This window comes from Bombilactobacillus sp. ESL1187, from assembly GCF_058107155.1.
In genome coordinates this window covers 1,635,844-1,649,627 of sequence record NZ_JBYLTZ010000001.1, presented here as the reverse complement: position 1 = coordinate 1,649,627, position 13,784 = coordinate 1,635,844, and the positions used below count along the sequence as shown (strand labels likewise).

The 13,784-nt window shown below is 34.4% G+C and carries 12 protein-coding genes; 4 read left to right on the top strand and 8 right to left on the bottom strand.

What is annotated here, in order from left to right; translation table 11 throughout:
* Window positions 1-96 precede the first annotated feature (96 nt).
* Window positions 97-1,236 (top strand): IMP dehydrogenase, encoded by a 1,140-nt coding sequence (guaB, locus tag AC3B5B_RS07740; RefSeq protein ID WP_489769791.1) that lies wholly within the window; start codon window positions 97-99, stop codon window positions 1,234-1,236.
* Between the two features lie 228 nt (window positions 1,237-1,464).
* Here the strand turns inward: guaB and rpiB are convergent, their stop codons facing one another.
* The 6 genes from rpiB to AC3B5B_RS07710 all read right to left on the bottom strand — a co-directional run bounded on the left by rpiB (window position 1,465) and on the right by AC3B5B_RS07710 (window position 8,381).
* A complete protein-coding gene (gene rpiB, locus AC3B5B_RS07735) occupies window positions 1,465-1,950 on the bottom strand; it encodes a ribose 5-phosphate isomerase B (RefSeq protein ID WP_489769790.1) in 486 nt (161 codons plus the stop codon).
* Between the two features lie 54 nt (window positions 1,951-2,004).
* Window positions 2,005-3,399 carry an NADP-dependent phosphogluconate dehydrogenase gene (gndA, locus tag AC3B5B_RS07730; protein ID WP_489769789.1) on the bottom strand — a complete coding sequence of 465 codons (1,395 nt, stop codon included), beginning with the start codon at window positions 3,397-3,399 and terminating at the stop codon, window positions 2,005-2,007.
* Window positions 3,400-3,567: 168 nt separating this feature from the next.
* On the bottom strand, window positions 3,568-4,896 hold the full coding sequence (locus AC3B5B_RS07725; protein ID WP_489769788.1) for a GntP family permease: 1,329 nt from the start codon (window positions 4,894-4,896) through the stop codon (window positions 3,568-3,570).
* Window positions 4,893-6,209, bottom strand: coding sequence for a four-carbon acid sugar kinase family protein (locus tag AC3B5B_RS07720; protein ID WP_489769787.1), 1,317 nt, complete (start codon window positions 6,207-6,209; stop codon window positions 4,893-4,895). Before AC3B5B_RS07720 ends, AC3B5B_RS07725 begins: the two co-directional genes overlap by 4 nt.
* Window positions 6,210-6,580: 371 nt before the next feature.
* Complete coding sequence (gene pdxA, locus AC3B5B_RS07715; protein WP_489769786.1) at window positions 6,581-7,594, bottom strand: 4-hydroxythreonine-4-phosphate dehydrogenase PdxA; 1,014 nt, start codon at window positions 7,592-7,594, stop codon at window positions 6,581-6,583.
* Between the two features lie 28 nt (window positions 7,595-7,622).
* Complete coding sequence (locus tag AC3B5B_RS07710) at window positions 7,623-8,381, bottom strand: DeoR/GlpR family DNA-binding transcription regulator (protein ID WP_489757983.1); 759 nt, start codon at window positions 8,379-8,381, stop codon at window positions 7,623-7,625.
* A gap of 484 nt (window positions 8,382-8,865) precedes the next feature.
* Between AC3B5B_RS07710 and AC3B5B_RS07705 the strand changes: the two genes are divergently transcribed.
* Window positions 8,866-10,263: an MFS transporter gene (locus AC3B5B_RS07705; RefSeq protein WP_489769785.1), complete on the top strand. Its 1,398-nt coding sequence runs from the start codon at window positions 8,866-8,868 to the stop codon at window positions 10,261-10,263.
* Between the two features lie 447 nt (window positions 10,264-10,710).
* On the opposite strand, the gene AC3B5B_RS07700 is transcribed toward AC3B5B_RS07705, so the two are convergent.
* Together AC3B5B_RS07700 and AC3B5B_RS07695 are read right to left on the bottom strand one after the other, a co-directional pair.
* Entirely contained in the window at window positions 10,711-10,827 is a 117-nt protein-coding gene (locus tag AC3B5B_RS07700) for a type II toxin-antitoxin system PemK/MazF family toxin (protein ID WP_489769784.1), read from the bottom strand.
* The gene (locus AC3B5B_RS07695; RefSeq protein WP_489769783.1) at window positions 10,824-11,000 is read right to left on the bottom strand and encodes a type II toxin-antitoxin system PemI/MazE family antitoxin; all 177 of its coding nucleotides are present in this window, start codon (window positions 10,998-11,000) and stop codon (window positions 10,824-10,826) included. Before AC3B5B_RS07695 ends, AC3B5B_RS07700 begins: the two co-directional genes overlap by 4 nt.
* 329 nt (window positions 11,001-11,329) lie before the next feature.
* On the opposite strand from AC3B5B_RS07695, the gene AC3B5B_RS07690 reads away from it, so the two are divergent.
* Window positions 11,330-12,505 (top strand): CAP domain-containing protein, encoded by a 1,176-nt coding sequence (locus AC3B5B_RS07690; RefSeq protein ID WP_489769782.1) that lies wholly within the window; start codon window positions 11,330-11,332, stop codon window positions 12,503-12,505.
* A gap of 77 nt (window positions 12,506-12,582) precedes the next feature.
* Window positions 12,583-13,767, top strand: coding sequence for a CAP domain-containing protein (locus AC3B5B_RS07685; RefSeq protein WP_489769781.1), 1,185 nt, complete (start codon window positions 12,583-12,585; stop codon window positions 13,765-13,767).
* The last annotated feature ends 17 nt before the right edge of the window (window positions 13,768-13,784 follow it).

The window sequence follows — 13,784 nt, the reverse complement described above, 5'->3', positions numbered from 1 at the left end:
CGATTTCATCTCAAATTAAGAAGCAACAATTGACAAAGCCTTAATTTATGGTAAATTAATATCAATTTACATAATCAAATTCTTATAGGAGGGATTTTGTTGCAAGCACAGGAAAAATTCTTAAAACAAGGCTTAACTTTTGATGATGTTTTATTGGTTCCAGCAGCTAGTGATATTTTACCACGTGAAGTTAAGTTGGAAACTCAATTGGGAAATAATCTCAAATTACACTTACCAATCTTAAGTGCTGGAATGGATACTGTCACAGAAGAACCCATGGCCAAAGCCATAGCTTTACAAGGTGGTCTAGGTGTTATTCATAAAAATATGAGTATTCCAAGCCAAGCTCAGCAAGTACAAGCAGTTAAGGCTGAACTAGCCACCAGTAAAACTGCAGCTGTTGATGAAAGCGGACACTTATTAGTCGCCGCTGCAGTGGGAATCACCAATGATACTTTTGACAGAACACAGGCGTTGTTAACTGCAGGAGTCGATGCCATTGTGATCGATACCGCCCATGGACACTCAAAAAGCGTCTTAGAAAAAATTGCCGAAATTAAAAATCATTTTCCAGATCTAACTATCATTGCGGGTAATGTCGCCACTGCTAGTGGTACCCAAGCTTTATTTGATGCTGGCGTTGATGTAGTTAAAGTGGGGATTGGTCCGGGATCTATCTGTACGACTCGTGTGGTCGCTGGTGTCGGTGTACCGCAAATTACCGCTATTTTTGATGCGGCACAAGTTGCACAAAAAATGGGTAAACAAATTATTGCTGACGGTGGCATTAAATACTCTGGTGATGTTGTGAAAGCTTTAGCCGCGGGTGGTAATGCTGTAATGTTAGGGAGTATGTTAGCTGGCACTACAGAAGCTCCGGGAGAAATTTTTAGCGATGCTGCTGGGCAACAATATAAGGCGTATCGTGGTATGGGCTCCTTAGCTGCTATGCAAAAAGGCTCATCTGATCGCTATTTTCAAGGTAATGTTCACGAAACTAAAAAATTAGTTCCGGAAGGTATTGAAGGCAAAACCAAATATAAAGGTGATGTTGCAGATATCTTATTTCAAATTGCTGGTGGTTTGCGTTCTGGTATGGGTTATGTGGGGGCACATACCATTCAAGATTTAATTGATCATGCACAATTTATTCAAATTACTAACGCGGGCTTAATTGAATCACATCCTCATAATGTAACTATTACTCATGAAGCCCCTAATTATAGTGGTAAATAATGATAAATGACTTTTATGGATAATTAACCTCTAAACAATATATCTCTGTGAAAGTATTATTATTTTAATAATCACACTCAAAATTTAGATAAGCAACAATTAAGCGAAGTTAAACATTATTACATGTTTAGCTTCGCTTAATTTTATAGCAAATATAATTACAATTATTTTTAAGTTTTCATGACTTATTTGCATATTTTTCAGGGTTATATCATATATCTCAGAACCCTAATTTTCTTTCAATAGTCTCTCAAATTCAATCTCATCATTCTGATCTTCAGCATTCAATTCTGCAACCCTTCTAGCATGCCTCTCACCTTCAAAATCTGTTTCAAGCCACATCTTAACAATTAATTTGGCTAACTCTTCTCCGACTACTCTTGAGCCAAAGGTTAAAACATTGGCATTATTATGTTTTCTTGACATTATTGCACTATAAGGTTCACTACATGTACATACTCGAATTCCTTTAACTTTGCCTGCTGCAATGCCAATACCAACACCTGTACCACATATTGCAATGCCAAAATCATATTCGCCAGAAGCGACTTTATCACCAACTAGCTTACCATACCTAGGATAATCAGTACTTTCTAAGCTATAGGTACCAACATCATCAATAATTAATCCTAAACCTTTTACGTAATCTAAAATACTATTTTTCAATTTAAATCCTGCATGATCTGAACCAATTACAATTTTTCTAATTTTCATAAATATTTTGTTACCTTCTTATAAGTTACGTTTAAATATCAGTGTAGTAAAATACTAAATTTCTTCGTACCATTCGTTATGAAATGTTCCAGATTCATCATTACGCTGAAAAGTATGTGCCCCAAAGTAATCCCTCTGAGCTTGAATCATATTAGCAGGTAAATCATTTCTAGAAATTGCATCCAAATAACTTAAAGCGGCAGTTAAACTAGGAACTGGTAAATGATTTTTAATGGCTAATTCAACTACTTCTCTCAAAGCATCAATATATTTAACAACTTTTGTATTAAAATATGAATCTAACAGGATATTATCAATTTCTGAATCTTTTTCATATGCTTTTTCAATATCTTTTAAGATATCTGCTTGAATAATACAACCTGCTTCAAAGACCTGCGCAATATTTTTTAACTTTAAATTCCATCGATATTTTTGGCTTGCCTTACTCATTTGTTCAAAGCCTTGTGCATAGCTAACAATAGTTGCTAAATACAAACTTTGCTCTAATTTCAGAATCAAATCATCGCTTATTCTACAACTATCAAGATTACTTTGTTTTAATTTTAACGTATATTCTTTATCTGAAATAAAACGTGCAAAAACAGCAGACGTTATCAAAGATATTGGAGCTCCAACCTGCATGGCTTCTTCAACCATCCAATTACCTGTCCCTTTATAACTTGCTTTGTTTAAAATAACATCAAGCATGTATTTACCAGTTTTCGAGTCTTTTGCTTCTAAAATATCTTTTGTTATCGAAATTAGATAACTTTTTAATTCACCATCGTTCCATTCACCAAAAATTTCACTCATTTCACTATTTTTCATATTGAAAACATTTCTCATTAAATAATAAACTTCTGAAATACTCTCCATAATTCCATATTCTATTCCGTTATGAATCATTTTTACATAATGGCCTGAACCTTCTGGGCCAATATACGTAACACAAGGTTTATTATCTTCTGTTTTGGCAGATATTTTTTCTAAAATACTCTTAACTTTTTTATAGGCCTCTTTATCACCGCCCGGCATAATAGAAGGACCATGTAACGCACCTAATTCACCTCCAGAAACACCCATACCAATGTAATTAATTCCGCTTTTAGTTAAATATTTACTCCGTCGATTTGTATCTCTAAAATTAGAATTTCCCCCATCAATTAATATATCTCCCTTGCTCAGTAAACCTTTAATATTTTCAATAACTTCATCAACTGGTTTACCTGCTTTGATCATTAAAATAATTTTTCTAGGTTTTTCTAAAGAATTGACAAATTCTTGTAAGTCATAAGTCCCGACAATTTTTTTACCTTTAAACTGTGAGACTAAATCATCAGTTTCTTTTCTTGTAATATTATAAACAGAGACTGAATAACCATTTTTACTAATATTAACAGCTAAATTTCTTCCCATAACTGCCATTCCCATTACGCCAATATTTTGCATTGTAAGTTCCTCCCATTTTTTAGTTACACTACACAATAGATATTATAAACTTTCATGATAATTTAAACGTTTGACACAAAACGATAAATCCTAAAAATAAAATGTAAAAAATACAAATTAGCATAATGTTTATCACATTAATTTGTAATTTTCTACATTTTTATTTTGCTATATAAATATATTTAAAATTAATATTTCAATTCCACCGATAAACCAACAAACAGTAGTAGGAATGGACCATGTCCATATTTGTTCTTTTGTATCTTTAGCACCAATGGAATCATTAATTGCCCAGAAATAACTATCATTAAAATAAGAAAACACCATCGCGCCCATACAAGCGGCTATATTAGCAAGTACAGGATTAATACCCAAAGTTGCTACCATTGGAGCTGTAATTGAAGCTGTTGTAAATATTGAAACTGCTCCAGAACCTTGAATAATACGAAGTAAACTTGCAATTATAAATGGAACTAAGATTGCAGGTATCCCAGTATGAGCAACACCTTCTGCAATAACTTTACCAGCACCGCTTTGATTAACAACATTTCCTAAAGCTCCGCCAGCAGCAATCAGAACCAACGTCTTGCCGCCGCTGACAATTCCGTCATCTAGAGCTGCAGAAACTTTCTTTCTATCTACACCACGAAGCAAAGTAAATACTCCGATCAATAAACCTAATCCCAATGAAACCACTGGAGCTCCAATAAATTGAATTACTGAACTTAAGGCTTTATTCATAGCCACTCCCTTAAGTGCCCCAGCAAGTAAAATAAGTACAACCGGAATTAAGATAGGCATAATTGCTATAGTAAAAGACGGTTCCTTTGCAGTATTGGATTCTTCCAATTCGCCTTCTTCATCATCTTCAGCGATTCTATGATATTTTTTACCAATCCATTTAGCATAAAAATTAAAAAAGATCGCTAACGGAATACCTACAAGGAAGCCTAAAATCATATTTTCTGAAATACTAGCATGAAACAGCGCTGCTCCTCCTAAAGGACCAGATGCAGGCGGAACTAATTCATGACTCCAAAGCAATCCGCCAGCAAGTCCAACACCTAAAGAAGTTAAGCTCGTGCCAGTTCTTTTAGATACATCTTTAGCCAATGGAAAAAGCATTAAAAATGCGGGAACACAAAAGATAGCCAACGACGTTATAAAACCAGTAATTATCATGGCCATCACTTCGTGTCCTTTGCCCAAAACTTTAACAAGTTTCTTGCCCATTACAGCTGTAGCACCAGAAACTTCCAAGATTTTGCCAATCATCACACCAAAAGCAATTAAAATACCCAGACTTGCCATAGTATTTCCAAAGCCATTTTTTAAAGCTTCAACTGTTTTTAATGGATTCAATCCACCTAAAACACCTGTTAAAAGTCCGCCAATGATTAAAGACGTAAAAGCATTCAACTTGGATTTAACAAGTAATAGTACTAGTACTATAATGGATATAATTAAAGCAATTACCATTTGTGTTGTGCTACTCATGCTAATCCCTCCCCATAAAACGAATTTGAAATTTTAGTGGAAAGATAGTTTGAACACTTATTGAGGGTGGTTTTATCTCCAATTAAACCACCTTTAGTAATAATAGGCATTTTGTCAAGAGTTCCGCCAATAACTCTTCCATACACAGCCAATGGAACGATCTCATCTTTAATTTCAATTCCTTGTGCTCCATTTTCTTGTAAAAACGCTTTAGTCACATCACCACCAGAAGTATACACACCACCAATTTGGCCGCCACATTTTTTAATAATATTGAAACCTATCGCAGCCATAGAGTTACAAATTTTTTGTGAAGCTGTTGAAATTGTTAGACCAGCTTTCCTTGATTCTTCTTTTAGATCAATCTTGTCTTTCTTCTCCACCATTGTAGCTACCAAAAACTGTGAATTTTCATTTAGATGAGATACTACCTCTTTCACTGCCTTTAAAATTTCTTCTTCTCTCTTATCTTCATACAGAAAATTACGTGCATTCGGTTTTACAATAAAAGGTGCATATTCCGCGCGAAATTGGGCTATTTGATCTTCTACAACACCGCTAACGCTTCCAATTAGATATAACGCTTTCTTTTTTTCCTTATAAGATTTCTTGGGACTAATTTCTTTTAGTAATGAGCACGTAAACGGACCCGGGTCTACAGAAATAAAAGGAACTTTAGAATCAATAACAGCCTTAGCAATTGTATCAATATCTTCACTAGTACAAGAATCAAACATTATAATTCTTGCGCCATTAGAAATTAAATCTATAATGGTATTTTTTATAGTATCAACTCCTTCCAGAACACATTCCATTGAAATAACGCCAATTGGCTTATTTGACTGTTGTTGTAAAATACCCGCTACTCTGGAACTCAATACTGGACTAGTTGGATCATTTCTTACATCAGTATTTTCCAACATTACTCCATCAACTAGCTCATAGTTACCAATAACTATTTTACCTGAGCTGGGAAAAGCGGGAACAACCATGGCAGTTACATCATCACCCAACGCATCCAACATTCCGTCTATTTCTGCACCTATATTACCTCTTAAAGTAGAGTCAATACGTTTATTGTAAAAAACAACTTCATCATTTTTTACTTTTTTTGTATATTTATATACTTTGCTGTAAGCATCTTTAAAATCATCACCACGACTATCCGTATGCAACCCCAGTGCATCATAGTCTTCAAAATTTTCAATACTATCTATCGTATCAATCGTGCCAACTTTCAAACCATTTTTTGCTAAAAGTGAATTTGAAACGTTAGAACCAGTCAAGTCATCTGCTATTATTATTGATTTCATCAGCTTGTCCTCATTTCTTATTATTTTGAATTTAAAATATAATCAATTTCCTGAAAAATTAACTATCTATTCTTAAATATTAATAAATAAAAAAATCTCTTTGACTCACCAAAATTATATCCATAAAGGTAAATTATTATTTTTAACGTTCAACAATGCTGTAATTAGCAACTAAACTTAGCATTTTACATAACCGAACTATATAACAATTCAACGTATAAACTAAGATGATCAACTTCATACAGCTGAATTTATTTACAAACATTAATAATCAAGTGAAAAAGTTAACGCTTACAAAAAACGGTTAATATTTAGGCAATAACCTTAGCTATTACCTAAATAAAAATTACTCAATTTTCCCTAAGCAAAAACTACTTTGCTTCTTTGGACTTTCTAAAGTTTCCAGCATAAAGTGAAGCCAATCTGATTGCCTCGTCTAAGCTCTTTTCCCGGGCGATACCTTTCCCTGCTATATCAAAGGCTGTTCCATGATCAACTGACGTTCTTAAATACGGCAAATTATGAGTAAATGAAACTGTTAAATCTGGATCCAGGGTTTTCGTTGCAATATGACCTTGATCATGATACAGAGACAAAACACCGTCATATTTTCCCATGTTAGCTTGATAAAATACCGAATCCGCTCCAACAGGACCATCTACATTAATATTTTCACTTTTTAACTCTTTGATGGCTGGTATAATATAGTCAATTTCTTCATTGCCAAATAAACCACCATCTCCAGAATGCGGATTTAAACCAGCCACTGCAACGTGCGGATTACTAATACCTAAGGTTTTAAGAGCATTAACTGTTAACTTAACATATTTTTTAATACCCTCTTTTGTGATCAGGTCACAAGCTTTACGTAAAGGAACATGCTTCGAATAGAAAAATACTCGCAAATTTTGAACTTGAAACATCGTTAATGGATCTTTAACACCTGTTAAATCAGAAAGAATATCTGTGTGCCCAAGTGTCTTAATTCCAGCTTCTTGTAGTGCTTCTTTATTCAATGTTGTCGTTACCATCGCTGAAACACCATCATTAACACATAAGTCGTTAGCTTTCTTTATATAATCATAAGCAGCTTGTCCACATTGTGCCTGAACTTCTCCATATTTAAAGGTTGTCATATCAACATTATTCAAATCAATTAAATCAATAACACCTGCTTCAAATTTACCTTCTGATAAATTATCAATTACATTTATTTCAATGTCAGATTTAACAATTTTCTTAACATTTTCTAAAACATTTTTGTCCCCGACAACTACAATCTTAGCTTTTTGATGGATTTCAGGTTTACTAAGCGATTTAACCACTTCCTCGGGTCCAATACCCGCAGGGTCTCCCATAGTGATTACAATATACTCTCTTTTCATAGTAATCTTTTCCTTCTTTACACAATCTTCATACAATTAAAAACTTATTTACAAATTTTTTTGGAATTTCGTGAGCAAAATCTCCTAAATCATCATCAGTTATAACGTAATCTATATCTAAAAAATCTGCAAAATTGATAAAAGTTGATTTTTCAAACTTTGAACTATCTGCCAGAATAATGTTTAGCGAAGAATTTTTTATTGCATTGGACTTGAGCTGCGATCTTGCTTCAGAACCTGTTTGGAAACCTAATCTAGAAATCGAATCACATCCGATAAATGATAAATCAAAATTAAATTTTCTGATTTTTTCAACTGTATCAACACTACTAGACGAATAGGTCTTTTGTGAAAGACTTCCTCCCACAAAATATACGTTTTCTAAACCTGCATCTAACAACAAAATAGCTGTATTTAAGTCAACAGTTACAATAAACAATCCTTTAATTTCACTTATATAAGGAATCAAACACTTAACTGTAGTTCCTGCATCCAAAAAAATGGTTGAATTATCATTAACAAATAAAGCTGCCCGATGAGCTATTCTCTCTTTTTGTTCTATAAGTTCACCTTTTTTAATACTATACGGTTTATCACTGATAGAAAGTTCTAAATCAATAGCTCCACCAAATGTTCTCTTGAGTAACCCTTTTTCCTCCATCTCGGAAAGGTCTTTTCTTATAGTAACTTGAGAAACATTCAATCTTTTTGCTAAATCTAAAACCGTTACCTTCTTTTCCTTCTTTATTAATCGGTTAATAAAATTTTTTCTTTCTTCACTGTACATTTTTTCTCACTTTCGTTCATGAACAATTTTAATATATCATAGCTTTCATTTAGTTTCAATATATTTCTTTACCTTTTGAAAGGTTACGAATTAATTCTTGCCTAAGCCAACCCTTTTTCTATTGAAATAAATAAATCCACTATTGATATTAGCAACAAAACAATACTCCCAATGATTACTAAATGATTTTTACTTTTTAACTTCAAGATCATTTTATAATCAAGGTAAAACTCACCGTCGTTACGCAAGTAACTTATAATATTCAGATTAGATTATACACTTTTATAACCTTTTAATTATGCTTATTGTTGGCTAATAGTCGTATTCTTAAAGTTTTTGCTCTAAAAAGACTTAATAGTAGTAAAAATAAAAAATAATTTAAAGTTAGGCTTACGAATACTTTCGAGTTTGAACTGAACTCATCCAAAAATAGGCTTCGTGTTAAAATGATATGGTATCTAATTTTTAAAGTGAGGATTTTTCAATGAAACAAAATGTTTCCTGGTCTACCAAACTGGCAATTCTATCAGCTGGTTTGTTAACTTTTATCGGTATCTTAGTCGAAACTTCGATGAACGTTACTTTTCCAACACTTATGAAGGAATTTCATGTTAATTTAGCCATCATTCAATGGGTCACCACCGGTTATTTACTCTTAGTGACTATTGTGATGAGTACCACTTCTTATCTAATTAAACGATTTAATGCTCGCAAATTATTTATGACGGCCACTGTTATGTGTTTGGTCGGAACTTTAATTTGTGCCAGTTCTACTAATTTTACGTTTTTAATGATTGGTCGTTTACTTGAAGCAGTAGCTACAGGCTTATCAACACCAACTTTGTTTCATATCATTATGTCCTGTGTCCCGCCTTACAAAATGGGAACCTATACCGGTTTTGCAACAATGATTACTTCTTTTGCACCAGCATTGGGACCTACATACGGGGGAATTGTCAACAACTACACCTCTTGGCGCTGGATTTTCATTGGTGTCCTACCAATTATTATTCTTATCATGATTACTGGTTGGCTAACTATTAAAGTGAAAGCGCAACACAATCAACCGCCGTTTGATTGGCTGGGATTAATTAGTTTAGCAATGACAATGGTCACTCTAATTATTAGTTTTGATCAAGCAGGAGCACACAGCTTTACTAGTTGGCAATTTCTTGTTAGTTTAGTGATCACTTTCATCTTTGGCGGTTGTTTTGGCTGGCATCTCAAAACTAGTCACAATCAACTTTTAAATTTTAAAATTTTAAAAGATCCAATTATCGCCAATCGTGCCATTAATTTCTTTATTTTGCAATTTATTAATATTGGCATTTCCTTTGTGATTCCTATTTTATCTGAGCAAGTTTTAGGAACTAATTCCATGTTAGCGGGACTAATTTTATTACCCGGTTCTTTATTAGGCGCTTTTATCGCCCCTATTGCCGGTAATTTATATGATCATTTTGGTGCTAGTTTACCGCTAACTATTTCTAACTTAACTATTATTGTAGGTGCCTTAGCCTTTACCATTTGGACAGGTCAATTAAATATTGCTCTAATTGTTTTCTTCTACTGCTTCATGCGTGGAGGATTCAATTTAGGCTATGGCAATACGATGTCAGACGCTAGCAAACACGTTGAGCTCACTGCTAAGCCAGATGTGAACTCGCTTTTTAATACATTGCAACAATATGCTGGATCATTAGGAACAGGGATATTATCCGCCATTATTTCGACCAAACAATTAACAGCTGCTGCTCCACAATTAAAGGCAGTGACAGCTCAAGGTTGTCAACTAGACTTTGGCTTGTTAGTAGTCTTAGCAATAATTGCCTTACTATCTACTTTAATTAGCCAACATTATCCACACTCAACCACAGCTTAAATCTCAATTATCATGTTAAAACTCTATAATAATATTTCTCCGCACCAAACGGTGTATGCACCATTAACAACCAATTAACCTTGCACGATAACTTGCAAGGTTTTTGTTTACATAAAAATATCCTAACTGTTGTTTTCAGTCAGGATATTTTAAGTTTTTTCTATTGCTAAAAACTTGAGAATACACCAACTCATGTGAACTACAATATTAATTAACTAATGGAAAGCTAAAGTTATATAGAAACAACTGTGAAATCTGGAAAAAATCAGCATCATCAATATGTTCAATGAATTCTATATTTCTGCCAGAATGTTCAGTAACATCAAATGAATGAACTTGTCTGACAACCACTTGTCCCTTAGTTTGATAACCGTTTAACTGATAATATCCGTGCTTGTTATTCCTAATAGTTGAGGTAATTGGGCTCACAATAATGAAACCAGTATCTTAATTGTAAGCATCTCGACTTAGAATTAAAGCTGGACGTCTTTTCTTGATCTCTCGTTCCCTCTGAGGATCAAAATTAATCCACACAATGTCTCCTTGACTTGGTTGATACATCATTCTTTGTCCTCATCGAATTCTAAGTCATCCCATTCGTCAGGTTCATATTGATTTTCAAAATCCGGATTTGAATATGGATCTTCAATTTTGGAAACTAACTCATAGCCACCATTATTCTTAGAGACGAGTAACCATTTTTGATCTAACTTAAAATCTTCTTTAGAAACAGGCAAGCACAGGGAGCTGCCTCTTCTAACAACGGTTAATAATTTTATAAGATTTCCCCTTAATTTAATATATTAAATACATTAAAAATGTTAAATCGTTACCTTCAAAATAGTTCGATATTAGTTTGTGAATTATCCTTAACGACTACTAATCAAAGGTCAAATCACTCAAAATTAAAGTCTTCATTTAAACTAAAATTAAGCTGAAAATTTGATTAAAACTTGCTATACTTATATTCGTTTAGGGGGATCAAAACCTAAATTCTAGCAAAAGACAGTTCACTTTTGCCAAAACAATCATGTACCAAAAAGAATATTGAGAGGAAGTATTTTTTATGAAGTTTAACAAATTTTATTCACTATCAGCTGCTGCTTTACTAGCTTTAGCTCTAGGTGGAACAGCACATGCCCAGAAGACTAACGCTGCTTCTTATAACTACCCTGTAGCTACTGCTACTCAAAAGCCTAATTCTCAGCTGTACGATTCAAAAGGTAAAGCTACTGCTCAAGTGGTTCCTGCTAATACTGATTGGCGTGTTAGTGATATTCAAACCATTAATGGTCAAAAGATGTATAAGATTGCACCTAACACTTGGCTACCTAGTTCGGAAAGCTATAATAACTTTGCACCAACTAACTATAATTACCATGTAGTACGAGCCATTGCTCCTAAAACTAAATATGCAGCACTTTACGACAACAACTTTAAAGTTATTCCTGAAAGAGTAGTTCCTAACTTCTCTGATTGGAAAGTTGGTAAGACTCAAGTTGTTAATGGTAAGACTTTCTACAAAATTGATGATCATGAATGGATAAGTTCTGACGATGGTGTTGCTAACTTCTCTGTCAATGGGGCTAATAGTTCAAGTTCTACTACTTCTAATAGTTCCACTCCAGACTATTCCACTAAACCAGAAGATAAAAATGGCTTACATTGGTACTGGGATCAATCTTTAAATAGTTGGGAAGCTGATCTGCCAACGACCGTTACAAATGGAGACTCCTCTAATTCGGGTCAGAACTACTCATTTGACGCCCAAGCCACTCAGCAAGCTATGATTAAAGAATTAAACCGTTTGCGTGCTATGAATGGCTTAAATCCGCTTCAAGAGAACCCTGAACTATCTAGTTTCTCAATGGCCAGAGCTCAACGCTTAGCTGATGCTGGTCAGTTAGATAACCATGAAGGATCTTATTCATCACAACACCCAGATCTATTTGCTGGCGAAAATTTAGGTGAGCAACCTATAGAATCAACGCCGGAGCAAAATGCCATCACAGCTACTAGTGGATTCTTCCACGATTATGGAGTACCAGGCGCCGGTCATAGACAAAATATGCTAAATCCGTACTTTAATCAGATTGGCATGGGAGTAGCAAAAAGCGCAAATGGGTACGTTTATATCGTTCAAACATTTTATACACCAAATTCGCAAATAAATAGTGATAATTACAATGATCTAATTAACTATTTGAATTCCCCAACGCCAACGGGGGTATACGACCACTAACAACCAACTAACCTTGTAAGAAGTTCTTACAAGGTTTTTATTTGTACCAAAAAGAATATTGAGAGGAAGTATTTTTTATGAAGTTTAACAAGTTTTATTCACTATCAGCTGCTGCTTTACTAGCTTTAGCTCTAGGTGGCACAGCACATGCCCAGAAGACTAACGCTGCTTCTTATAACTACCCTGTAGCTACTGCTACTCAAAAGCCTAATTCCCAGCTGTACGATTCAAAAGGTAAGGCTACTGCTCAAGTAGTTCCTGCTAACACCGATTGGCGTGTTAGTGATATTCAAACCATTAATGGTCAAAAGATGTATAAAATTGCACCTAACACTTGGTTACCTAGTTCAGAAAGCTACAATAACTTTGCCCCAACTAGTTATAATTACCACGTAGTACGGGCCATTGCTCCTAAAGCTAAATATGCGGCACTTTACGACAACAACTTTAAAGTGATTCCTGAACGAGTAGTGCCTAACTTCTCTGATTGGAAAGTTGGTAAGACTCAAGTTGTTAACGGTAAGACTTTCTACAAAATTGATGATCATGAATGGATAAGCTCTGATGACGGTGTTGCTAACTTCTCTGTCAATGGAGCTAATAGCTCAAGTTCTACTACTTCTAATAGTTCCACTCCAGACTATTCCACTAAACCAGAAGATGCCAATGGATTACATTGGTACTGGGATCCATCTTTAAATAGCTGGGAAGCTGACGTGCCAACAACCATTACAAATGGAGACTCCTCTAACTCGGGGCATAACTACTCATTTGATGCTCAAGCTACTCAACAGGCAATGATCAAAGAATTAAACCGTTTGCGTGCTATGAACGGATTAACTCCACTTCAAGAAAACTCTGAACTATCTAGTTTTTCAATGGCCAGAGCTCAACGTTTAGCTAATGCAGGACAATTAGATAACCATGCAGGATGGTATGACAATGCTGTTCCAAATAATAATTTTGGATTACTTGAAGAGAATCTGGATGAATCAGATTTACAAGCTACGCCACAAGAAAATGCTACCAATGTTACTAGCATTTTCTTCCATGATTACGGAGTTCCAGATGGTGGTCATAGACAAAATATGCTAAATCCCTACATTACAGAAATAGGTATAGGAGTCGCAACTGATAACAAAGGAAATCTATTTACTGTACAAACATTAGCTACGCCACAATCAGGCGTAACACAATCAAATATTGATGCTATTAATGCATATAATAATGGTCCAGCCCCAACAGGTGTTTATGATCACTAACAATCAAACAACCTTGC

What these genes read in the sequence shown, in the direction of transcription:
- rpiB (WP_489769790.1), bottom strand. Translation starts at nt 1,950, where the DNA reads ATGAAAATTAGAAAAATTGTAATTGGTTCAGATCATGCAGGATTTAAA.
- gndA (WP_489769789.1), bottom strand. Translation starts at nt 3,399, where the DNA reads ATGCAAAATATTGGCGTAATGGGAATGGCAGTTATGGGAAGAAATTTA.
- AC3B5B_RS07725 (WP_489769788.1), bottom strand. Translation starts at nt 4,896, where the DNA reads ATGAGTAGCACAACACAAATGGTAATTGCTTTAATTATATCCATTATA.
- AC3B5B_RS07720 (WP_489769787.1), bottom strand. Translation starts at nt 6,209, where the DNA reads ATGAAATCAATAATAATAGCAGATGACTTGACTGGTTCTAACGTTTCA.
- pdxA (WP_489769786.1), bottom strand. Translation starts at nt 7,594, where the DNA reads ATGAAAAGAGAGTATATTGTAATCACTATGGGAGACCCTGCGGGTATT.
- AC3B5B_RS07710 (WP_489757983.1), bottom strand. Translation starts at nt 8,381, where the DNA reads ATGTACAGTGAAGAAAGAAAAAATTTTATTAACCGATTAATAAAGAAG.
- AC3B5B_RS07705 (WP_489769785.1), top strand. Translation starts at nt 8,866, where the DNA reads ATGAAACAAAATGTTTCCTGGTCTACCAAACTGGCAATTCTATCAGCT.
- AC3B5B_RS07700 (WP_489769784.1), bottom strand. Translation starts at nt 10,827, where the DNA reads ATGATGTATCAACCAAGTCAAGGAGACATTGTGTGGATTAATTTTGAT.
- AC3B5B_RS07690 (WP_489769782.1), top strand. Translation starts at nt 11,330, where the DNA reads ATGAAGTTTAACAAATTTTATTCACTATCAGCTGCTGCTTTACTAGCT.
- AC3B5B_RS07685 (WP_489769781.1), top strand. Translation starts at nt 12,583, where the DNA reads ATGAAGTTTAACAAGTTTTATTCACTATCAGCTGCTGCTTTACTAGCT.